Source organism: Streptomyces sp. DSM 15324, assembly GCF_001514285.1.
Classification (GTDB): Bacteria; Actinomycetota; Actinomycetes; order Streptomycetales; family Streptomycetaceae; genus Streptomyces.
This window is the reverse complement of the sequence record NZ_KQ949023.1, coordinates 722,914-745,084: the sequence shown is the minus strand read 5'-3', so window position 1 is coordinate 745,084 and position 22,171 is coordinate 722,914. Positions and strand designations below refer to the sequence as shown.

General features: G+C 72.9%; 15 protein-coding genes and 1 pseudogene. 7 read left to right on the top strand and 9 right to left on the bottom strand.

The features are described 5' to 3' along the window. The first annotated feature begins 69 nt into the window (after positions 1-69). Entirely contained in the window at positions 70-1,803 is a 1,734-nt protein-coding gene (locus AQJ58_RS03155; protein WP_067244523.1) for an ABC transporter ATP-binding protein, read from the top strand. After that, a complete protein-coding gene (locus AQJ58_RS03150; protein WP_067244521.1) occupies positions 1,803-3,731 on the top strand; it encodes an ABC transporter ATP-binding protein in 1,929 nt (642 codons plus the stop codon). Before AQJ58_RS03155 ends, AQJ58_RS03150 begins: the two co-directional genes overlap by 1 nt. A gap of 37 nt (positions 3,732-3,768) precedes the next feature. Here AQJ58_RS03150 and AQJ58_RS03145 read toward each other — a convergent pair whose 3' ends face one another. From AQJ58_RS03145 to AQJ58_RS03130, 4 genes are all read right to left on the bottom strand, one after another. Beyond that, complete coding sequence (locus AQJ58_RS03145) at positions 3,769-4,929, bottom strand: RNA polymerase sigma factor (RefSeq protein WP_079078666.1); 1,161 nt, start codon at positions 4,927-4,929, stop codon at positions 3,769-3,771. 115 nt (positions 4,930-5,044) lie between these two features. Further along, complete coding sequence (dnaG, locus tag AQJ58_RS03140) at positions 5,045-6,952, bottom strand: DNA primase (RefSeq protein ID WP_067244517.1); 1,908 nt, start codon at positions 6,950-6,952, stop codon at positions 5,045-5,047. A 29-nt stretch (positions 6,953-6,981) separates the two neighbouring features. Beyond that, complete coding sequence (locus AQJ58_RS03135; RefSeq protein WP_067244515.1) at positions 6,982-8,247, bottom strand: NAD(P)/FAD-dependent oxidoreductase; 1,266 nt, start codon at positions 8,245-8,247, stop codon at positions 6,982-6,984. Between the two features lie 143 nt (positions 8,248-8,390). Further along, positions 8,391-9,644, bottom strand: coding sequence for a deoxyguanosinetriphosphate triphosphohydrolase (locus AQJ58_RS03130; RefSeq protein WP_067244514.1), 1,254 nt, complete (start codon positions 9,642-9,644; stop codon positions 8,391-8,393). Between the two features lie 295 nt (positions 9,645-9,939). On the opposite strand from AQJ58_RS03130, the gene AQJ58_RS03125 reads away from it, so the two are divergent. Both AQJ58_RS03125 and AQJ58_RS03120 read left to right on the top strand, forming a co-directional pair. Beyond that, entirely contained in the window at positions 9,940-10,821 is an 882-nt protein-coding gene (locus AQJ58_RS03125) for an SDR family oxidoreductase (protein WP_067244512.1), read from the top strand. A 59-nt stretch (positions 10,822-10,880) separates the two neighbouring features. Continuing rightward, the gene (locus tag AQJ58_RS03120; protein ID WP_067244510.1) at positions 10,881-11,360 is read left to right on the top strand and encodes an MSMEG_6728 family protein; all 480 of its coding nucleotides are present in this window, start codon (positions 10,881-10,883) and stop codon (positions 11,358-11,360) included. A gap of 39 nt (positions 11,361-11,399) precedes the next feature. Here AQJ58_RS03120 and AQJ58_RS03115 read toward each other — a convergent pair whose 3' ends face one another. Then, positions 11,400-12,191, bottom strand: coding sequence for a sirohydrochlorin chelatase (locus tag AQJ58_RS03115; protein ID WP_067244509.1), 792 nt, complete (start codon positions 12,189-12,191; stop codon positions 11,400-11,402). Between the two features lie 214 nt (positions 12,192-12,405). Between AQJ58_RS03115 and AQJ58_RS03110 the strand changes: the two genes are divergently transcribed. Next, positions 12,406-13,083, top strand: coding sequence for a SanA/YdcF family protein (locus AQJ58_RS03110; RefSeq protein WP_067245703.1), 678 nt, complete (start codon positions 12,406-12,408; stop codon positions 13,081-13,083). Between the two features lie 50 nt (positions 13,084-13,133). Here the strand turns inward: AQJ58_RS03110 and AQJ58_RS03105 are convergent, their stop codons facing one another. From AQJ58_RS03105 to AQJ58_RS03095, 3 genes and pseudogenes are all read right to left on the bottom strand, one after another. After that, positions 13,134-13,901 carry an enoyl-CoA hydratase-related protein gene (locus AQJ58_RS03105; RefSeq protein ID WP_067244507.1) on the bottom strand — a complete coding sequence of 256 codons (768 nt, stop codon included), beginning with the start codon at positions 13,899-13,901 and terminating at the stop codon, positions 13,134-13,136. 14 nt (positions 13,902-13,915) lie between these two features. After that, a complete protein-coding gene (locus AQJ58_RS03100; RefSeq protein WP_067244505.1) occupies positions 13,916-15,163 on the bottom strand; it encodes a ferredoxin reductase domain-containing protein in 1,248 nt (415 codons plus the stop codon). 551 nt (positions 15,164-15,714) lie between these two features. After that, positions 15,715-17,244, bottom strand: a pseudogene (locus AQJ58_RS03095) (amino acid adenylation domain-containing protein); the annotation flags it as partial. A gap of 328 nt (positions 17,245-17,572) precedes the next feature. Here AQJ58_RS03095 and AQJ58_RS03090 point away from each other — a divergent pair. Beyond that, the gene (locus AQJ58_RS03090; protein WP_067244503.1) at positions 17,573-19,684 is read left to right on the top strand and encodes a molybdopterin oxidoreductase family protein; all 2,112 of its coding nucleotides are present in this window, start codon (positions 17,573-17,575) and stop codon (positions 19,682-19,684) included. 3 nt (positions 19,685-19,687) lie between these two features. Here AQJ58_RS03090 and AQJ58_RS03085 read toward each other — a convergent pair whose 3' ends face one another. Then, positions 19,688-20,416: a TetR/AcrR family transcriptional regulator C-terminal domain-containing protein gene (locus AQJ58_RS03085; protein WP_067244502.1), complete on the bottom strand. Its 729-nt coding sequence runs from the start codon at positions 20,414-20,416 to the stop codon at positions 19,688-19,690. Positions 20,417-20,635: 219 nt separating this feature from the next. Here AQJ58_RS03085 and AQJ58_RS03080 point away from each other — a divergent pair, with 219 nt between their 5' ends. Further along, the gene (locus AQJ58_RS03080; RefSeq protein WP_067244500.1) at positions 20,636-22,168 is read left to right on the top strand and encodes an MFS transporter; all 1,533 of its coding nucleotides are present in this window, start codon (positions 20,636-20,638) and stop codon (positions 22,166-22,168) included. The last annotated feature ends 3 nt before the right edge of the window (positions 22,169-22,171 follow it).

Genomic DNA, 22,171 nt, shown 5'->3' with positions numbered 1-22,171 from the left:
GGTGGAGTGTCCGACGATAGGTGCCAGGGGCAACCCATGCCCCCTACCGCCGACTCCGAGAGACGTAGCGTGCTCATACGACTTCTGCGGACCTACCTCAGGCCCTACAAGAAACCCATCACCGTGCTGGTGCTGCTGCAGTTGCTGCAGACCTGCGCCACCCTTTACCTGCCCACGCTGAACGCGCACATCATCGACAACGGCGTCGTCAAGGGGGACACCGGCTACATCCTGGCCTACGGCGGCCTGATGATCGGCATCTCGCTGGCGCAGGTCGTCTGCAACATCGGCGCCGTCTACCACGGTGCCCGGACCGCCTCCGCGCTCGGCCGGGACGTCCGGGCGGGCGTCTTCGAGCGGGTGCAGTCCTTCTCCTCCCGGGAGGTCGGTCAGTTCGGCGCGCCGTCGCTGATCACCCGGACCACGAACGACGTCCAGCAGATCCAGATGCTGTCGCTGATGGCGTTCACCCTGATGGCGTCCGCGCCGATCATGTGTGTGGGCGGCATCGTGATGGCGCTCGGCCTGGACGTGCCGCTGTCCGGGGTGCTGGTCGCCGTCGTGCCGGTGCTGGGCATCTGCGTGACGCTGATCGTGCGGCGGCTGCGGCCGCTGTTCCGGTCGATGCAGGTGCGCCTCGACACCGTCAACCGGGTGCTGCGCGAGCAGATCACCGGCAACCGGGTGATCCGCGCGTTCGTCCGCGACGAGTACGAGCAGCAGCGGTTCCGGAAGGCCAACAGCGACCTCACCGGCATCTCGCTGAAGACCGGCAACATGCTGGCGCTGATGTTCCCGGTGGTCATGACCACGGTGAACCTGTCCTCGATCGCGGTGGTGTGGTTCGGCGCGCACCGCATCGACAGCGGCCAGATGCAGATCGGTGACCTGACCGCGTTCCTCGCCTATCTGATGCAGATCGTCATGTCCGTGATGATGGCGACCTTCATGTTCATGCAGGTGCCGCGCGCCGAGGTGTGTGCCGAGCGCATCCAGGAGGTGCTCGGGACCTCGTCCTCCGTGGTGCCGCCGGTGGCGCCCGTCACCGAGCTGCGGCGGCACGGGCACCTGGAGATCCGGGCGGCCGGCTTCCGCTACCCGGGGGCCGAGGAGCCCGTCCTCAAGGCGATCGACCTGGTGGCGCGGCCCGGCGAGGTCACCGCCGTCATCGGCTCCACCGGCAGCGGCAAGTCCACGCTGCTCGGTCTGGTCCCCCGGCTGTTCGACGCGACCGACGGGGAGGTGCTGGTCGACGGGGTGCCGGTGGCCGACATCGACCCGGTCCTGCTCGCCAGGACCGTCGGGCTCGTCCCGCAGAAGCCGTACCTCTTCGCGGGCACCGTCGCGAGCAATCTGCGCTACGGCAACCCGGACGCGACGGACGAGGAACTGTGGCACGCGCTGGAGGTGGCCCAGGCCAAGGACTTCGTGAGCAAGCTGGAGAACGGGCTGGACTCCCCCGTCGCCCAGGGCGGCACCAATGTCTCCGGCGGTCAGCGGCAACGGCTCGCGATCGCCCGGACGCTCGTGCAGCGGCCGGAGATCTATCTCTTCGACGACTCCTTCTCCGCCCTCGACTACGCCACCGACGCGGCCCTGCGCGCGGCGCTCGGCCGGGAGACGGCCGAGGCGACGGTGGTGATCGTCGCCCAGCGGGTGGCCACCATCCGGGACGCCGACCGGATCATCGTCCTCGACGAGGGCCGGGTCGTCGGCAGCGGCACCCACCGTGAGCTGATGACGGACAACGAGACCTACCGGGAGATCGTGCTCTCCCAGCTGACGGAAGCGGAGGCTGCCTGATGGCCGGGCCCATGGGGCGCATGATGGCCGGCACCGGTCCCGACAGCCGCTCGCTGGACTTCAAGGTGTCCGGCAGGCGGCTGCTCGCCCAGTTCAAGCCGGAGCGGCTGACGCTCTACGTGATGCTCCTGTGCGTGGTCGTCAGCGTCGGGCTGAACGTGGTCGGCCCGAAGATCCTCGGCAAGGCCACCGACCTGGTGTTCTCGGGCATCATCGGCCGGCAGATGCCGGCCGGCGCGAGCAAGGAACAGGTGCTCGACTCGATGCGCGAGCGCGGCGAGGGTCAGGTCGCCGACATGCTCAGGAGCACCGACTTCACACCCGGCAAGGGCATCGACTTCGACCAGGTCGGTGAGGTCCTGCTGTTCGCGGTCGGGGTGTTCCTGGTCGCCGGTCTGCTGATGGCGGGGGCGACGCGCCTGGTCAACCGGGCCGTCAACCGCACCGTGTTCCGGATGCGCGAGGACGTGCAGACGAAGCTGTCGCGGCTGCCGCTGTCGTACTTCGACAAGCGTCAGCGCGGCGAGGTGCTCTCCCGCGCCACGAACGACATCGACAACATCCAGCAGACCCTCCAGCAGTCGCTGGGCCAGCTCATCAACTCGCTGCTGACGATCATCGGCGTGCTGGCGATGATGTTCTGGGTCTCCTGGCTGCTCGCGCTGGTCGCGCTGGTGACCGTGCCGCTGTCGGCGGTCGTCGCCGCGAAGGTCGGCAAGCGGTCGCAGCCGCACTTCGTGCAGCAGTGGCGCTCCACCGGCAAGCTGAACGCGCACATCGAGGAGATGTACACCGGCCACACGCTGGTGAAGGTGTTCGGCCGTCAGGAGGAGTCGGCCCGGCAGTTCGCCGAGCAGAACGAGGCGCTGTACGAGGCGGGGTTCAAGGCGCAGTTCAACAGCGGGATCATGCAGCCGCTGATGCTCTTCGTGTCGAACATCAACTATGTGCTGGTGGCGGTGGTCGGCGGTCTGCGGGTGGCGTCGGGCGCCCTGTCCATCGGTGATGTGCAGGCCTTCATCCAGTACTCCCGTCAGTTCTCGATGCCGCTGACGCAGGTCGCGTCGATGGCGAACCTGGTGCAGTCGGGCGTGGCCTCCGCCGAGCGGATCTTCGAGCTGCTCGACGCGGAGGAGCAGCAGGCCGACCCGGCGGCGGGCGCCACGCCGGAGGAGCTGCGCGGGCGGGTCGCGCTGGAGCACGTCTCGTTCCGGTACGACCCCGAGAAGCCGCTCATCGAGGACCTCTCGCTGACGGTGGAGCCGGGCCACACGGTCGCGATCGTCGGCCCGACGGGCGCCGGCAAGACGACCCTGGTCAACCTGCTGATGCGGTTCTACGACGTCTCGGGCGGGCGGATCACCCTCGACGGCGTGGACATCGCCCTGATGTCGCGGGACGAACTGCGCGCCGGGATCGGCATGGTGCTCCAGGACACCTGGCTGTTCGGCGGCACGATCGCGGAGAACATCGCGTACGGCGCCTCGCGCGAGGTGACCCGGGGCGAGATCGAGGAGGCGGCACGGGCGGCCCACGCGGACCGGTTCGTGCGGACCCTGCCCGACGGGTACGACACCGTGATCGACGACGAGGGCAGCGGGGTGAGCGCGGGTGAGAAGCAGCTGATCACCATCGCGCGGGCGTTCCTGTCCGACCCGACGATCCTGGTGCTGGACGAGGCGACCTCCTCGGTCGACACCCGTACCGAGGTGCTGATCCAGAAGGCGATGGCGAAGCTGGCCCACGGCCGGACGTCGTTCGTCATCGCCCACCGTCTCTCCACGATCCGGGACGCGGACACCATCCTGGTGATGGAGAACGGCTCGATCGTGGAGCAGGGCGCGCACGCGGAGCTGCTGGCGGCGGGCGGGGCGTACGCCCGCCTGTACCAGGCGCAGTTCGCGCAGGCGGTGGCGGAGGTGGACTAGGGCGTGTGGGGGTTGCCCACCTCCGGGCGGGCGACCCTCAGTCCAGGTAGCCCCTGAGCTGGTCCGCGAAAGCGTGATCCCGCAGCTTGTTCAGGGTCTTCGACTCGATCTGGCGGATCCGCTCCCGGGTCACCCCGAAGATCCGCCCGATCTCCTCCAGGGTGCGCGGCCGCCCGTCGGCGAGGCCGTAGCGGAGCTGCACGACCTTGCGCTCGCGCTCGCCGAGCGTGGAGAGCACCGCCTCCAGGTGCTCGCGCAGGAGGAGGAAGGCGGCCGACTCGACGGGGCTGGTCGCGTCGCCGTCCTCGATGAGGTCACCGAGGGCGACGTCGTCCTCCTCCCCCACCGGGGCGTGCAGGGAGACGGGCTCCTGGGCCAGCCGCAGCACCTCGCCGACCCGCTCGGGGGCGAGGTCGAGCTGGCCGGCGACCTCGTCGGCGGTCGGCTCGTAGCCGCGTTCCTGGAGCATCCGCCGCTGGACGCGCACCACCCGGTTGATCAGCTCGACGACATGGACCGGGACGCGGATGGTGCGGGCCTGGTCGGCGAGGGCGCGGGACATGGCCTGGCGGATCCACCAGGTGGCGTAGGTGGAGAACTTGTAGCCGCGGGCGTAGTCGAACTTCTCCACCGCGCGGATGAGCCCGAGGTTGCCTTCCTGGACGAGGTCGAGCATGGTCAGGCCGCGTCCGACGTACCGTTTGGCGACGGAGACGACGAGCCGCAGGTTGGCCTCGATGAGGCGGCGCTTGGCCATGCGGCCCATCACGACCAGCCGGTCGAGGTCGAGGGCGAGGTCGCTGTCCAGGTCGGGCGCGCTGCTCAGCTTCTCCTCGGCGAACAGCCCGGCCTCGACCCGGCGGGCGAGTTCGACCTCCTCGGCCGCGGTGAGCAACGGGATGCGCCCGATCTCCCTCAGGTACTGGCGGAAGAGGTCGGAGGAGGGTCCGCTGGTGTCGGCGGCCGTCCGGGCCGGGGGCGCCTCCACGGGCTCGGCGGGCTCGGCGGCCTCCTCCAGGGCTTCCGGGGGCGGTTCCGCCTCCGGGTGGTGCGCGGCACGGTGCTGCGGCGGGACCGCGACCAGGACGTCGTTCTCGGCGTCCGGTTCCGTGTCGTCGGCAGTGCCGGCGTTCTGCGTCAGGGTCTGGGTCTGCACGGGGGCGACCTCCAGGATGATCGCTGCTGAGGTGAGCGGCAGCGGTACTGCGGGGGCCGCTCCGAGGACTCAGGCACCGGACCCAGTGTGGGGTACGACACATCCCCGCCACGAGGGGCGTGCGGTGACTTTTTGAGTCCGGTCCGTAACCAGCTGTTCAGAGCGCTGCGGCGCCGTGTGCCTGGAGGGCCTGGTCGTACTGCTGAAGCACCCACAGTTCGTTCTGCACGGCGGCCAGTTGGGCCTGGTCGCCGCCGGCGCCGAGGCGGGCCAGCTGGGACTGGACGTCACGGACACGGCGTTCGACGGCGCGGCGGCGGACCTGGACGAGGACCGTGCCGGCGTAGACCTCGTCGACCGTGCGGCGCATGATCGGCTCGACGGCGAGTTCGGTGACCATGGCGCGGACGGTGTCGTCGGGGGCGGCCTCGCGGACGCGGATCAGGTACTCCTGGGCGTCCTGCACGCCCCACTCGGCGCCGCCCGCGTCCAGGACGGCCTGGCGTACGGCGGCGTAGGGGGCGGCGGTGAACTCGTCGACGCCGTACGCGTCGAAGGCCGGGGACACCAGTTCGGGGCGCTGGAGGGCGAGCTTGAGCAGCTCGCGCTCGGTGGCGTAGACGGGGTTGCGCAGGGTGAGGGCCGGGCCGGCGGTGGCCGGGCGGGGGGCGGCCTCGTAGGGCTGCTGGGGGCCGCCGCGGCCGGCCGGCGCGGGGCCCTGGCCGCCGCGGTCGCGGGCCCACCGGGCCAGCTGAGCGACGCGTTTGACGACGAACTGGGTGTCGAGGATGCCGAGCATGCCGGCGAGCTGGACGGCGACCTCGTGCTGGGCGCCGCTGTTCTTGATGCGGGCGACGATGGGGGCGGCCTCGTCGAGGGCGGCGGCCCGGCCGCCGGGGGTGTCGAGGTCGTAGCGCACGACGATCTGGCGCAGGGCGAACTCGAAGAGCGGGGTGCGGGGTTCGACCAGGTCGGCGACCGCCTCGTCGCCCTTGATCAGCCGGAGGTCGCAGGGGTCCATGCCGTCGGGGGCGATGGCGATGTAGGTCTCGGCGGCGAACTTCTGGTCGTCCTCGAAGGCGCGCAGGGCGGCCTTCTGTCCGGCGGCGTCGCCGTCGAAGGTGAAGATCACGCGGGCGCTGCCGTTGTCCATCAGCAGCCGGCGGAGGATCTTGATGTGCTCGCCGCCGAAGGCGGTGCCGCAGGTGGCGATGGCGGTGGTGACGCCGGCCAGGTGGCAGGCCATGACGTCGGTGTAGCCCTCGACGACGACCGCGCGGGAGGACTTGGCGATGTCCTTCTTCGCGAGGTCGATGCCGTACAGCACCTGGGACTTCTTGTAGATCGCCGTGTCGGGGGTGTTGAGGTACTTGGGGCCGTTGTCCGCCTCGTAGAGCTTGCGCGCGCCGAAGCCGACGACCTCGCCGCCGATGTCGCGGATGGGCCACATCAGCCGGCCGCGGAAGCGGTCGATGGGGCCCCGGCGGCCCTCCTGGGAGAGGCCCGAGAGCAGCAGTTCCTTGTCGGTGAAGCCCTTGCCGCGCAGGAAGCGGGTGAGGTGGTCCCAGCCCTGGGGGCTGTAGCCGACGGAGAAGTGCTGGGCGGCGGCCTGGTCGAAGCCGCGCTCGGCGAGGAACTGGCGGCCGGTGTCGGCCTCCGGGCTGGTGGCGAGCTGTTCGGTGTACCAGTCGGCGGCGATCTTGTGGGCCTCGACCAGGCGGATGCGTTCGCCGCGCTGGTGGGAGGGGTTGTAGCCGCCCTCCTCGTAGCGCAGGGTGATGCCGGCCTGGGCGGCGAGCCGCTCGACCGCCTCGGAGAAGGTGAGGTGGTCGACCTTCATCACGAAGGTGAGGGTGTCGCCGCCCTCCTGGCAGCCGAAGCAGTGGAAGAGCCCCTTGCTGGGGCTGACCTGGAAGGAGGGCGACTTCTCGTCGTGGAACGGGCACAGCCCCTTGAGGTTGCCGCCGCCCGCGTTGCGCAGCTGGAGGTACTCGGACACCACGGCGTCGATCGGGACCGCGTCCCGTACCGCCTTCACGTCCTCGTCGTTGATCCGTCCTGCCACGCGTGAATTCTACGGGGGCGCGCGGACAGCTACGGGAGGAGACGGTCGAGGGGGACGTGGGGGTCGGCCAGCGCCTCCGTGTCCACCGGGGTCGCGGCCGCGATGAGCTTCTGGACCTGCTCTGTGACGTCCCACACGTTCACGTTCATCCCGGCGAGGACGCGTCCCTCCTTCACCCAGAACGCGATGAACTCCCGCTTGCCCGCGTCACCGCGGATCACGACCTCGTCGTACGAGCCCGGCGGCGCCCAACCGCTGTACTCCATGCCCAGGTCGTACTGGTCGGTGAAGAAGTAGGGCACCCGGTCGTAGGTGACGTCCCTGCCGAGCATCGCGCGGGCGGCCGCCGGTCCGCCGTTGAGGGCGTTGGCCCAGTGCTCGACCCGCAGCCGGGTGTCGAAGAGCCCGTGCGGGAAGGAGGCGACGTCCCCGGCGGCGTGGATGTCCGGGTCGGAGGTGCGCAGCCGGGCGTCCACGGCCACACCGCCGCCGTGGGCGCGGTCGGCCAGCGTCAGTCCGGCCGCCTCCGCGAGCGCGGTGCGCGGGGCGGCGCCGATCGCGGCGAGCACGTCGTGCGCCGGGTGCTCCTCGCCGTCGTCGGTGCGCACGGCGAGGACCATGCCGTCCTGGCCGACGATCTCGGTCAGCCGGACGCCGAAGCGGAAGCGGACGCCGTGCTCGCGGTGCAGCTCGGCGAAGACGTTGCCCAGCTCGGGGCCGAGAACGCCGTGCAGCGGGGTCGGGGACGGCTCGATGACGGTGACCTCGGCGCCGTACTCGCGGGCCGCCGCCGCCACCTCCAGGCCGATCCAGCCGGCGCCCGCGATCACCAGGTGGCCGTTGTCGCGGCCGAGGGCGCTCAGGACGCCCTTGAGGCGCTCGGCGTGGGCGAGCCGGCGCAGATGGTGGACGCCGGCGAGATCGGTGCCGGGGACGTCCAGGCGGCGCGGCTCGGCGCCGGTGGCCAGCAGCAGCTTGTCGTAGTGGACGAGGGTGCCGTCGTCGCCGAAGCGGACCGTCTTCGCGGTGCGGTCGATCGCGTCGACGGTCTGGCCGAGGTGCAGTTCGATGTCGTGGCGCGCGTACCAGGCGGGCTCGTGGACGAAGACGCTCTCGCGGCTCTCCTTGCCGAGCAGGAAGCCCTTGGACAGCGGCGGGCGCTCATAGGGGTGGTCGCGTTCGTCGCAGATCAGTATCACGCGGCCGGTGAAGCCCTCCGCCCGCAGCGTCTCGGCCGCCTTCGCACCGGCCAGGCCTCCTCCGACGATGACGAATGTCTGATCCGCGTCGACCACGTGATGCCTCCTCGTAAGGGAACCGCCACATGCGAGCGTCCCGCACGGAGCGTGATGGGGGAAGGGGACGTGACCCGATCAGGCCACGCTGGGTCACGTTCGGGTCCGTTTGGGTGCACTTGCGTTCACTTGTGCCTCCCCTGTCACGGGTGCCCCGTGAGGCGGGAGTGGAGCGAGCGGGCGGAGGCGTCGGTGAGGGAGGCGATCTGGTCGACGATCACGCGTTTGCGGGCGCGGTCGTCGCCGGCCTGTTCGAACAGGGCGCGAAACTGGGGGTCGAGTCCCTCGGGCGCGCGGGCGGTGAGCGCCTCGGCCAGCTCCGTGATCACGATGCGCTGGTCGGCGCGGAGCCGCTCCTGCTCGGCGCGCTGCATGACGTACAGGTCGGCGACGGCCTTGAGGACCGCGCACTCCAGGCGCGTCTCGTGCGGTACGACGAGCGCGGCGCCGTACCGGGTGAGGGGCCCAGAGCCGTGGCGCGCGCGGGTGGCGCCCTCCGCGGCGAGGCAGAAGCGGCCGATGAGCTGACTGGTGGCGTCCTTGAGGCGGGCCTGCGCGACCGCCGAGCCGTCGTAGCCGTGCGGCCACCACTCCTGGTCCTGGAGGCGGTCGAGGGCGGCGGCGAGTTCGGCCGGGTCGGTGCCGGCGGGGACGTACCGGCCGACGGCGACCCGGAAGACCTCGGCGCGCTCCGGTGCGGCGCGCAGCCGGGCGGGGTCGATGTGGCCGGCGTGCAGACCGTCCTCCACGTCGTGCACCGAGTAGGCCACGTCGTCGGACCAGTCCATGATCTGCGCCTCGAAGCAGGTGCGGGTGCCGGGGGCCTCCTTGCGGGCCCAGTCGAAGACGGGCCGGTCGTCCTCGTACACGCCGAACTTGGGGGAGGCCGGGTCCGTGGGGTGGCCGCCCCTCGGCCAGGGGTACTTGGTGGCGGCGTCGAGGGTGGCGCGGGTGAGGTTGAGGCCGACGGAGCCCTCGGCGGTGAAGCGCTTGGGTTCGATCCGGGTGAGCAGGCGCAGCGACTGGGCGTTGCCCTCGAAGCCGCCGCAGTCGTGGGCGAAGTCGTTCAGTGCCTGTTCGCCGTTGTGGCCGAACGGGGGGTGGCCGAGGTCGTGCGCGAGGCAGGCCGCTTCGACGAGGTCGGGATCACAGCCGAGGGCGGCGCCCAGCTCGCGGCCGACCTGGGCGCACTCCAGGGAGTGGGTGAGGCGGGTGCGGGGGGTGGCGTCCCACGCCTGGCCGGGCTCCCCCGGGGTGACGACCTGGGTCTTTCCCGCGAGCCTTCTCAGCGCCGAGGAGTGCAGGATTCTGGCGCGGTCGCGCTGGAAGGCGGTGCGGCCGGGGCGCTTGTCCGGTTCGGGGGCCCAGCGTTCGGCTGACGGCAGGTCATAGGGCATGGTTCGACAGTAAGCGAGGTGGTGGTGACGATCGGGTGGCACCCGGGGTGTCCGTGGTGATGTGCGCACTTTGCGCACTTCGTGTGTGCTCTGTGCCGCGCGGGGCATTCGAGTGTGGTGGGTCGGCGGTGTGACGGGTCGGCCGACGCGGCGCGCTGCACCGCCACCGCCCGCCCGGCCTCGCCCGCACCCAACGGCTCCTGACCCGCCGCGACCGCACCCGAACCCGGCACTGACCAGTCACGGGCCGTCACGGGTCCGGAAGGAAGCCCGAGCCGCGGAAGGAAGGGAACACGTGCGCAGGAGCCCGCTCGCCGGTCGGACCGTCGTCGTCACCGGAGCCGCCCGTGGCCTCGGTGCGGCGATGGCGCGGGAGGTCGCCCGGCGCGGCGCCCGGGTGGCCCTGCTGGGCCACGAGCAGGAGGCGCTGGACGCGGTGGCCGCGTCCTTGCCGGGACCGGCCGTGGCGATCGGCGTCGACGTCACCGACCTCGCCGCGCTCGACACCGCGGCGCACACCGTGCGCGCCCGCCTCGGACCCCCTTCGGCCGTGGTGTCGAACGCGGGCATCGCCGAGGGCGGTCCGTTCCTCGCCTGCGATCCGGCCGCCTGGGGCCGCGTGATCGACGTCAACGTCACCGGCAGTGCCCACACCGCCCGGGTGTTCCTGCCAGACCTGCTCGACACGGCCGGCCACTTCCTCCAGATCGGCTCCCTCGCGTCGATCGGCGCCGCCCCCCTGATGAGCGCCTACTGCACGTCCAAGGCGGCGGCGGAGGCCTTCGCTCACACCCTGCGGGCGGAGGTGGCGCACCGGGGGGTCGGCGTGGGCATCGCCTACATCAACTGGACCGACACGGACATGATCCGCGACGCGGACCGGTACGTCGTCCTGCGGGAACTGCGCACCCACATGCCCCCGCCCGCCCGCCGGGTGTACCCCGTCGACCTGGTCGCCGCCCGCCTGGTACGGGGCCTTGAGCGCCGCCGTACGGCCGTCTACGCGCCGGCGTGGCTGCGCCTGGTCCAGCCGGTGCGCGCGGCGTTGCCGTCCGTGGTCCTTCGGGTGTCGCGGCGGGTCCTGCCCCGGCTGGAGGCCGAGGGGCCGCTCCGGTACACCGGGCCGCTCGGCGCGGGCGGCCGTGCCGACCGTGCGGCGTCCCGGCGGCGCCCCTGACGTCGTACCGGCTCGCGGCCCACGCCGCACGCGGCGCCGCGTGCGAAGGGAGACCATCGATGCAGACGTTCCTGCCCGACCCCGACTTCCGGCGTACGGCGCTGCTCCTGGACCGGCGTCGGCTGGGCAAGCAGCGGGTCGAGGCACTCCAGGTCCTGCGGGGTCTGACCGTGCCCGGTTACGGGTGGCGCAGGCACCCGGCCGTACGGATGTGGGCCGGGTACGAGGAGGCGCTCGTGCGCTACGGCCTGGAGATCTGCCGGGTCTGGCGGGAGCAGGGGCACCAGGACAGCTGCGCCGCCTCCCTCGTCACCGGTCTGGCCGCGTCCCGGCCGGGGGTCGCGGTGCGCGGCCAGGTGGAGCTGGCGGCCGCCGGGGAGCTGCCACCGTGGCTCGGCGACGACGCCTTCCACGAGAGCCACCGCTCGGCGCTGGTCCGCAAGGACCGTGACCTGTACGCGGGTCTGTTTCCCGGTGTCCCCGACGACCTGCCCTACGTGTGGCCGACGTCGGACCGTGCGGCCCGGCAGGCGCTGTGAGTCGAGGGCGACGGCGAGTCGTCGGGCGCCGCCCCGGCGTCAGGCCGACGCGCGTTCGGGCGCGGCGACCGTCGGGGCCGAGCGGGCCCGGTCGTAGCGGTGGAGCAGCAGGTCGGCCATCGCGGGGTGGGTGCCCAGGGGGGCCGAGGCGATCCAGGGGGCCTGCTCGGCGCACTCCCGGGCGAAGCGGCCCGGCGCGGTGAAGTACGAGGCGACCGCCACCCGGTCCCGGCCCCTCGCCGCCAGCGCGCGCAGTGCCGTGTCGACGGTCGGGGTGGCCGTGGAGGCGTACGCGGGGACCACCGGGACGCCCAGGCGCTTCGCCAGCAGCTGTGCCGTGCGGCGGGTGTCGGTCGCCGAGTCCGGGTCGCGGGAGCCCGCCGCCGCCAGGACCACCGCGCTCGCGCGGCGGTCGTCGGAGGTCAGGGCCGGGGGCCAGCCCGCCTCCAGCAGACGGGTGTGCAGGGTGTCGACCAGGAGGGGGTGCGGGCCGAGCGGGGCCGCCACGCGCGTGCGTACCCGGGCGGTCGCCGCCATCTCCGGGATGTCCCGCCTGACGTGGTAGCCGCGAGCGAGGAGCAGGGGGACCAGGACGGCGTCCGTGGTGCCGCGGGCGTCCAGGGCGGCCAGCGTGTCGGTGAGCAGCGGCTCGTTCAGCTCGATGTGGCCGAGGTGCACCGGCAGGCCGGGGCGCCGGTCGCGGACCCGGTCGAGCAGGGTGCGTACGGTGCTCAGGGCGCGCGGGTCCCGGCTGCCGTGGGCGACGACCACCAGTGCGGGCGGGGCCGGGCGCCGGCGGGCGTCGAGCTGGACGAGGCGTGGCTGGCTCATGCTCCGATCGTCGCGGGGCGAGGTTGCACCCCCGTTGCCTGACCGTCACGAGAATTTTCCGGGCGCTCACGGCGGGCGCCGGGGCGCCGTGAGGTCCGGGTGGGAGGAACCTCCGGTGCGGGAGCGAACCGGATCACCGTACGCCGCGTCTTTCCTGGCCGAACGGGATTCCGACGCCGATCCACGCGACCCGGACGCACGCAGGGGGCACCTCATGAAGATCCGTCGACCGCGGCTGCCGCGCACCCGTGCCGGGTGGCGCCGGCTGGTGCAGACGGCGATGGCCGGGTGTGTGCTCGCGCTGCTGCCGGCCACCTGGCTGTTCGTGTCCACGGGCGACCGGATCGGCACGACGGCCGGGGCGCCGCGCCGGGAGGTCGCCGTGGTCTTCGGGGCCGGGCTGTGGGACGGCGAGCCGTCGCCGTACCTGGCGCACCGGCTCGACGCGGCGGCCAAGCTGTACCGGGCGGGCCGGATCGAGGTCGTCCTGGTCACCGGCGACAACAGCCGCGAGGACTACGACGAGCCGGACGCGATGCGCGCCTACCTGACCCGGCACGGGGTGCCGGACGGGCGGATCGTCAGCGACTACGCCGGGTTCGACACCTGGGACTCCTGTGTCCGCGCCAGGAAGATCTTCGGGGTGGACCGGGCGGTGCTGATCAGCCAGGACTTCCACATCCGGCGGGCGGTCGCCCTGTGCGAGGCGGCGGGCGTGGACTCCTACGGTGTCGGTGTCGCCGCCAAGCACGATGTGACCTGGTACTACGGGGGCACCCGGGAGATCTTCGCGGCCGGCAAGGCGGCCCTGGACGCGCTGTTCGAGCCGGATCCGCGGTTCCTCGGCCCGAAGGAGAAGGGCGTGGCGCGGGCGCTCGCGGCAGGGAAGTGACAGGGAGTGACCGGGGGCGGGAGTGAGGCCGCCGCTCCCGCCCCCGGTCGTCAGCGGCCCCGGAACACCGGCGGGCGTTTCTCCAGGAACGCCGTCATGCCCTCCTTCTGGTCCTGGGTCGCGAACAGGGCGTGGAAGACGCGCCGTTCGTGGCGGACGCCGTCGCGCAGGCCGGTCTCCAGGGCCCGGTCCACGCACTCCCGGGCCGCGCGCACGGCGAGCCGGCCGTACGAGGCGATCGTCGCGGCCGCCGCCAGGGCCTCGGTGAGGGCCCGGCCGTCCGGGACGACGCGGGAGACCAGGCCCGCGCGTTCCGCCTCGGCGGCGTCCATGGTGCGGCCCGTGAGGATGAGGTCCATCGCCTTGGCGCGGCCGACCAGGCGGGTCAGCCGCTGGGTGCCGCCGATGCCGGGGATCACGCCGAGGGTGATCTCCGGCTGGCCGAACAGCGCGGACTCCCCCGCGATCACCAGGTCGCACATCATCGCCAGCTCGCAGCCGCCGCCCAGGGCGTACCCGTCCACCGCGGCGATCTTCGGCAGGCGCAGGTCGGCGAACTCCTCCCAGCCGCCGAACCAGTCCGCGTCCCTCATCTCCACGGCCGTCCGGTCGGCCATCTCCCGGATGTCGGCGCCCGCGGCGAACGCCCGCCCGGAGCCGGTGAGGACCACACAGCCGACGGTGGGGTCCTCCTCCAACGGGCTTAAGGCGTCCATGAGTTCGGCCAGCAGCGCCGAGTCCAGGGCGTTGCGGACGTGCGGGCGGTGCAGGGTCACGGTCACGACCGCGCCCTCGCGTTCCAGCTTCAGGTTCGTCATCCCGGCGGCTCCTCTCACGAGTCCCAGATCGCGCCGTAGGCCGGAATCCCGCGCCGTTCCAGCCCGTGCACGACCTGCCAGGTCAGCTTCTTGTTGGAGATGCAGATGACCGCCTCCGCCCCGAAGTCCCGGTAGGCGGCGTAGGCGAGGGCCACCATGTCGGGCTTGCCGTCGCGGGAGGTGTCCCAGACGACGGCGTGCGGCTGGACGGCGAGGATCTCGTCGACGAGGGCGTCGCCGTAGGTCGCGCGCGGGTCGCGGGTGGCCCAGACCAGCCGGGAGGGGACCTCGGCGGCGAGCAGATGGGGCAGGCAGGGGCCGATGCCGCTGCCGGTCGCCACGTACACCACCTTGCGGAAGAGGACCTCGATGTTGGCGACGCCGGCCGTGGTGATGCCCTTCGTCCAGACCGTCGCGGGCGGGTCGTCGATGAAGGAGCCGGTCCAGTCGCCGGCCCGCGAGATGGTGAGCCGGAAGCCGGACTCGCCGGGGGCCGGGACGTTGGCGAAGGAGTGCCACTCCCTCAGCGGGCTGCGGCTGATGGCGGTGGAGGAGCCGGCGAACGGGGTCTCGCCGTAGTCGAAGCGGGCCAACGCCACGTGCGGGGAGGGGCGTTCGATGTGCACGGCGACCTTGCGCAGCCGCAGCCAGGGCAGCGCGACGCTGAAGGTGACGACCGCGAGCACCGCCACCGGCACCGGGCCGGGCGCCGACATCAGGGTGTGCGTCCAGAACAGGGCGAGGGCGGTCCAGCCGCCGAAGCGGTGGATCTTCTCGAAGGTGTCGTGGCGGCGGGAGCGGAAGGGGGGCAGGGCGGTCGCCACGATCAGTGCCAGGAGCGCCACCAGGGTCCAGCTCACCGCCAGCAGCGGCCCGTTCCGTGTCCGCAGGGTGAGCGCCAGGAACCAGGCGGCGCCCGCCAGCGCCCCGCCCACGTGCAGTCCGCCGAAGTGGTAGACCTTGCCGAGCGTCCAGCGCAGCCGGAGCGGCCAGTGGGTCGGGGCCGAAGTCGCCAGCTTGAAGAGGAGGTTGACGACGTACTGCTGGCGGACGAGGACGGCGAGGGCGAGGTTCGCGAGGGCCGCGTGGGCGAGGGAGCGGTCGGCCAGGGGCCGGCTGAGCCCCGCATAGGCCGCGTTGACGGTGAGGACCAGGGCCGCGAGGCGGTTGTAGTGCATCAGGCGGGGGTGCTTGAGGAGGCGGCGGGGCGCGGACAGCAGCGGGGGCGGTCCGAGGGAGGCACGGTCCAGGGAGGTCGTCACCGGGTCACCGCCACCCGGTCCCGGTCCCGGTCCTGGGAGACCGCCGCACGGTCGCGGCCCTCGGAGACTGCCACCCGGTCCCGGCCCTCGGACCCCGTCGCTCGGTCGCGCTCCTCGGAGACCGCCGCACGGTCCCGGTCCTCGGACACCGCCGCACCGTCCCGGTCCCCGGACACCGCCGCACGGTCCCGGTCCCCGGACACCGCCGCACGGTCGGAGCCCTCGGAGAGTGCCACCCGGTTCCGGTCCCCGGACACCACCGCACGGTCCCGGCCCTCGGACACCGCCACCCCGTCCCGGTCCCCGGACACCACCGCACAGTCCCGGCCCTCGGACACCGCCGCACAGTCCCGGCCCTCGGACACCACCGCACCGTCCCGGCCCTCGGACACCGCCACCCCGTCCCGGTCCCCGGACACCACCGCACGGTCCCGGCCCTCGGACACCACCGCACCGTCCCGGCCCTCGGACACCGCCACCCCGTCCCGGCCCTCGGACACCACCGCACAGTCCCGGCCCTCGGACACCGCCACCCCGTCCCGGTCCCCGGGGACCGTCGCCCTGTCCTGGGCCAGCCGCAGCAGCGCCGGTTTGTCGATCTTGCCGCGGTCGGTCTCGGGTAAGGATGTCAGGGGCATGACATCAACGGGGACGCAGTAGTACGGCAGCACCTCGGCGACCGCGCGGCGGGCCGCGTCCGGGTCGACGTCCGCCGGGCACACGAACGAGACCAGACTGCGGGCGTCGCGCCGCAGGGTCACCGCCCGGGTGCAGCCGGGGAGCCGCTCCAGGACCGAGGAGACCGAGTCCAGCTCCACCCGGAAGCCGCGCACCTTGACCTGGTCGTCGGTGCGGCCGAGGTGCTCCAGCCGGCCGTCCGGGGTCCAGCGGCCCAGGTCGCGGGTGCGGAACATGAGACGGCCGCCGCCGAGGAAGGGGTCGGGGGCGTACCGCTCGGCGTTCAGGGCCTCGTCGCCGAGGTACCCCGCCGAGACGCAGTCACCGCCCGCCCACATCTCGCCGGTCTCGCCGATGGGCAGCGGACGGCGGTCGGCGTCGAGGACGTACACCGTGTTGTTGGGCGTGGGGCGGCCGATGGTGAGGAGCGGGTCGGCCGGGTCGTGGCGGCTCATCGTGTTGACGATGGTGGTCTCGGTGGGGCCGCAGCAGTTGAAGAAGGCCGCGCCGCGGGCCCAGCGGTCGGCGAGCGGGCGGGGGCAGGGCTCCCCGGCGACGGCCACCACCCGCACCCGGGGGCAGGCCGCCGGGTCGATGCCGGACAGCACGGTCGGGGTGGCGATCAGCACGGTGGCGGTGCGCGCGGCCGCCGCGATGTCCTTGCCGCGGAGGACGAGGGTGGCGCCGTGTGCCAGGCAGCCGAGGATCTCCCAGGCGGCCATGTCGAAGGCCACGTTGAGGAGGTGGGCCACGCGGTCGCCGGGGCGGATGCCGAGCGCACCGGGCTCGGTGAGCAGGATGTTGGCGACGTTGCGGTGGGTGACCTTCACCCCGTTGGGGCGGCCTGTGGTGCCGGAGGTGAACAGGACGTAGCAGCCGTCGTCGGGGGCGATCCGGGGGCGGGGCGCCGGAGCCGGTTCCAGGGAGTCGTCCAGGGAGTCGTCCAGGGGATCGTCCAGGGCGATCACCCGGGGGCCGGCCGGCACCCGCGCGAGGTGCTCGCGCTGGGTGAGGACGACGGCGGCCGCGGCGGTGCGCACCACGTGGTCGAGCTGGGCGCGCGGCGCGAGACCGACATCCTGGGGGACGTAGGCCGCGCCGGCCTTCAGGATGCCGAGGAGGCCGACGAGCATCGGGATCGAGCGGCGGACGAAGAGTCCGACGTGATCGCCGGGTCGGACGCCCTCGCGGGCCAGCCGGGCGGCGACGGCGTCGGCGTACCGGTCCAGTTCGCCGTAGGTGAGGGTCGCGCCCTGGTGTTCGGCGGCGACCGCGTGGGGATGGGCGGCGGCCTGCCGTTCGACGGCCCGGTGGATCAGCGGATCCGGGACGTGGACGGCGGGGCCGCGGCCGTACCGGAGGAAGAGCTGCCGGTCATGGGGGGTGAGATGGCGCAGAGGCATGTTCGGGGGACCTCCAGGCTGGTTCGAGTGTCGGGTGACATGTCCGGGGCCGTGACGTGCCCGGGATTTCGAACGCCGTGCGGTCGTGCGATGCCGTGCGATGACGTGCGGGTCGTACGCGTCTCTCGACTGTAGTGGCGACTTTTCCACTCTCAACCATGGGAGACCGGCCAACTACGGGACAAAATGAGACACGTGAGGTGTCTTGCGCCACACCCGCTCCTCACGCACCCCTCACGCCGACGCCCGCGCGCCGGGGAGGGCACGACCACACCGCCGTAACGGGAGACCGCACGGGGCGTAACACGGGCGACGCACGCTGAACCGCATGCGGACCACCTCGACGCCCACCCACTGCCCGTACTGCGCCCTACAGTGCGGGATGGCCCTGTCGCCCCTGCCCACGGGGGGAGTCGAGGTGGTCGAGCGCCCGGACTTCCCGGTGAACCGGGGCGCGCTGTGCGGCAAGGGCCGCACAGCGCCGGCGGTGCTCGCGCCGGGCGTGCGGCTGACCTCGCCGTTGGTGCGCTCCGGGGGCGCACTCGTGCCGGCCTCCTGGGAGGAGGCGCTGGACCGGACCGCCCGGGAGCTGACCCGCGTACGGTCCGCGTACGGCGCCGACGCGCTCGGGGTGTTCGGCGGGGGCGGGCTGACGAACGAGAAGGCGTACGCGCTCGGCAAGTTCGCGCGCGTGGTGCTCGGCACCTCGCAGATCGACTACAACGGCCGCTTCTGCATGTCCTCGGCGGCGGCGGGCGGCATCAAGGCGTTCGGCCTGGACCGGGGGCTGCCGTTCCCGATGGAGGACATCCCGCGCACAGGGTGCGTGATCCTCGTCGGGTCGAACCCCGCCGAGACCATGCCGCCCTTCCTGCGCTTCCTCCACGAACTGCGGGAGAACGGCGGCACGCTGGTCGTCGTCGACCCGCGCCGCACCCGGACCGCCGAGCAGGCCGACCTGCACCTGGCGCCGCGGCCGGGGACCGACCTCGCGCTGGCGCTCGGACTGCTGCACCTCGTCGTCGCCGAGGGGCTGGTCGACGAGGAGTACGTCGCCGAACGGACCGTCGGCTGGGAGGACGCCCGCGCGACGGCCATGGCGCACTGGCCGGAGTACGTGGAACGGATCACGGGGGTGTCCGTGCCCGAACTCCGCGAGACCGTACGGCTGTTCTGCGAGCCGGAGGCCGCGATGGTGCTCACCGCGCGCGGACCCGAGCAGCAGTCCAAGGGGACCGACACGGTCGGCGCCTGGATCAACCTCTGCCTGGCCACGGGACGCGCGGGCCGGCCGCTGTCCGGCTACGGCTGCCTCACCGGCCAGGGCAACGGGCAGGGCGGGCGTGAGCACGGCCAGAAGGCCGACCAGCTGCCCGGCTACCGCAAGCTGGACGATCCGGCGGCGCGCCGGCACGTGGCCGAGGTGTGGGGCGTCGACCCCGACACGCTGCCCGGACCGGGACGCAGCGCCTACGAACTGCTGGACGCGCTCGGCACGGACGTGAAGTCCTTGCTGCTGATGGGGTCCAACCCGGTCGTGTCGGCGCCGCGGGCCGCGCATGTGGAGGAGCGGCTCAGGGCGCTGGACTTCCTCGCCGTGTGCGACGTGGTGCTGTCGGAGACGGCGGCCCTCGCGGACGTGGTCCTGCCGGTCACCCAGTGGGCGGAGGAGACGGGCACGACGACCAACCTGGAGGGCAGGGTGCTGCTGCGCCGACGGGCGCTGACCCCGCCCGACGGCGTCCGCGGCGATCTGGAGATCCTGCACGAACTGGCGGACCGGCTGGGCGTGGAGAAGGGCTTCCCCACCGAGCCCGAGGAGGTCTTCGAGGAACTGCGCCGGGCCAGCGCGGGCGGCATCGCGGACTACTCCGGGATCACCTACCGGCGGCTGACGGAGGAGAACGGCGTGTTCTGGCCGTGCCCGGCGGCGGGGCCGGCGTCGGCGACAGACCCGTCACCGGCGTCGGCAGCGCACCCCGGCACTCCCCGTCTCTTCCTCGACCGTTTCGCGACCCCGGACGGGCGGGCCCGGTTCGTGCCCGTCTCGCACCGGCCGGCCGCCGAGGAGCCGGACGAGGAGTACCCGGTGCTCCTCACCACCGGCCGGGTCGTCGCGCAGTACCAGTCCGGTGCGCAGACCCGCCGGGTGGACGAGCTGAACGCCGCCGCGCCCGGCCCGTTCGTGGAGCTGCACCCCCGGCTCGCGGCGCGGCTCGGCGCGTCCGAGGGCGATCCGCTGGCCGTGGTGTCCCGGCGCGGCCGGGCCGTGGCACCCGCCCGCATCACCCCCGGGATCCGCCCGGACACCGTCTTCATGCCGTTCCACTGGCCGGGCGAGGGCCGCGCCAACACCCTGACCAACCCGGCCCTGGACCCGACCTCGCGGATGCCGGAGTTCAAGGTGTGCGCGGTGCGGGTGGAGATCGCCGCCCCGTAGGACTCAGCGGGGCAGACGCAGGGCGAGGCCGTCGAGGACGGTCTCCAGGCCGTAGCGGAACTTCTCCTCGCGCAGGGCGGTGGGGTCGGCCGTCTCGACGGCGTACTCCACCGCGAGGTGTTCGTAGGGCGCGGCGGCCCGCTGGGCGGCGGGCATGAGGCGCGCGAGGAACTCGGCTTCGGTCTCGCCGGAGCGGGCGACCGTGGTGAGCCAGGCCGCCTCGGTGGTGCTGATGCCGATGACATAGCTGAGCAGCGGCTCGGCCGCCCGGTTCGGCTCGGGGAACCCGGCGGCCGTGAACAGGGCGGCGAGGCGCTCGGAGAAGGCCATGAGGTTGGGGCCGAGGTAGGCGAGGCCCGCCTGCCCGAGGACCGAGGACAGCCAGGGGTGCCGCAGGGCCGCGGCCCGGAAGGAGGCGGCGGCCCCCGTGGCGGCCGTACGCCAGTCGGCGCCCTCGATCGCCGGGACGTGCACCTCGGCCGCGACCTCGTCGACCGCGAGTTCCATCAGCTCGTCCTTGGTGGCGACGTGCCGGTAGAGGGAGGTCGCGCCCGCGCCCAGCCGGGCGCCGAGCTTGCGCATGCTCAGCGCCTCGATGCCCTCGGAGTCCAGCATCGCGACGGCCTCCCGCACGATCGCGGCCCGGCTCAGCGAGGGCTGGTCGGGTTCGCGTTTCTGCCGGGTCCAGACGGAGGGCACGGGGTTCGGGTTCTTCGTTCGGGCGGCGGCCATGAGATCCCCTCCGGATCGGGGTCGAAGGACGGGTGGCGTACATCGTGCGCCTCAAGCGTACAGAGTTCGAGCCTTGCGCACACCGTTCCGCTCTGCGTACAGTGTTCGCATCGCACGGAACACCGTACGCATCGCCTAGAACGCTGTACGCACCGAGCGGAACGGTGTACGCACACGGCGGAACACCGTACGCACCCCGACGGGAAGGGACCCGACCCCATGGAAAGCCGCACTCCACGCCGCTGGTGGATCCTCGTGGTGCTGTGCCTGAGCACGCTGGTCCTGACGATCGACAGCATGGCGCTGACCGTCGCGGTGCCCTCGATGACCGAGGACCTCGGGGCGAGCGCCCAGGACACCCAGTGGATCCTCGACTCCTACATCCTGGTCTTCGCGGGTCTCCTGCTCACCTCGGGCAGCCTCGGCGACCGCTTCGGCCGCCGGCGGGTGATGCTGATCGGCCTGGTGCTCTTCGGGGCCGCCTCCCTCGCGGCGACGGTCTGCACCAGCCCCGGCGAGGTGATCGCCGTCCGCACCGCGATGGGCGTGGGCGGCGCGCTGATCATGCCCTCCACCCTCTCCATCCTCATCACGGTCTTCGACGAGGAGGAGCGCGGGAAGGCCATGGCGGCCTGGGGTTCGGTGTCGATGCTCGGCCTGGTCGGCAGTCCGGTGCTGGGCGGCGTCCTGATCGCCCACTTCTCCTGGCACTCGATCTTCTTCCTGAACGTCCCGGTCGTCGCCCTGGCCCTCGTCGCGGGTGTGGTCCTGATGCCGGAGTCGCGGGCACCCTGGCAGAAGCCGGACCCGCTGGGCGCCGTGCTCTCGGCGGTCGGCATGACCGCGCTGGTCTGGTGGATCATCGAGATCCCGCAGCACGGGGCCTTCGGCGGCCGCTCGGCCCTTTCCCTCGCGGTGGCCGTCCTCGCCCTGACCGGCTTCGTGGTCTGGGAGAACGTCACCGAGACCCCCATGGTCCCGCTGGTCCTGTTCAAGCACCGTGACTTCAGCGGCGGTTCGCTGTCGCTGGCGCTCGTCCAGATCGGCAACGGCGGCCTGCTGCTGGTCCTCACCCAGTACCTTCAGTTCGTCCTCGGCCGCTCCCCCATCGAGGCGGGCCTGGCCTTCCTGCCGCTCGCCGTCGCCGCGCTGGCGGGCAACGCACTCGGCGTGAAGCTGGCGGCGCGGACCGGCAACCGGCGCGTCGTCGTCGCCGGCCTGCTGGTGATGGCCGTCTGCTTCGCCCTGCTGACCACGGTCGACGCCGGCTCCGGGTTCACCGTCCCCGCCGTCGCCCTGGGCCTGCTCGGCTTCGGCGCGGGCATGGCGATGCCGGCCGCGGTGAGCGCGCTGATGGGCACCATCCCCGAGGACAAGGCGGGCGTCGGATCGGCCCTGAACGACACCGTGCAGCAGGCCGGCACCGCCCTCGGCATCGCGATCCTCGGCTCCCTCCTCGCCGGCGGCTACACCGAGCGGATGCCGGCCGACGCCCCCGAGGCCGCCCGCCGCTCGATCGCCGGTGCGCTCGCGACTGCGCACGGCGACCCGGCACTGGTCCACGCGGCCCGCGAGGCGTTCACCGCGTCGATGACCACGGCCTTCACGGTCGGCGCGATCGGCACCCTGGCGGCGGCGGTCCTGGCGGCGCTGGTCATGCGGAACCCCGGGCGGGCGCCGCGGCCGGCCACCGCCCCGCAGCAGCCCGCCCCGCAGCAGCCCGCCTCGTGGGAGCGGGAGACGGCGGCCTGAGCC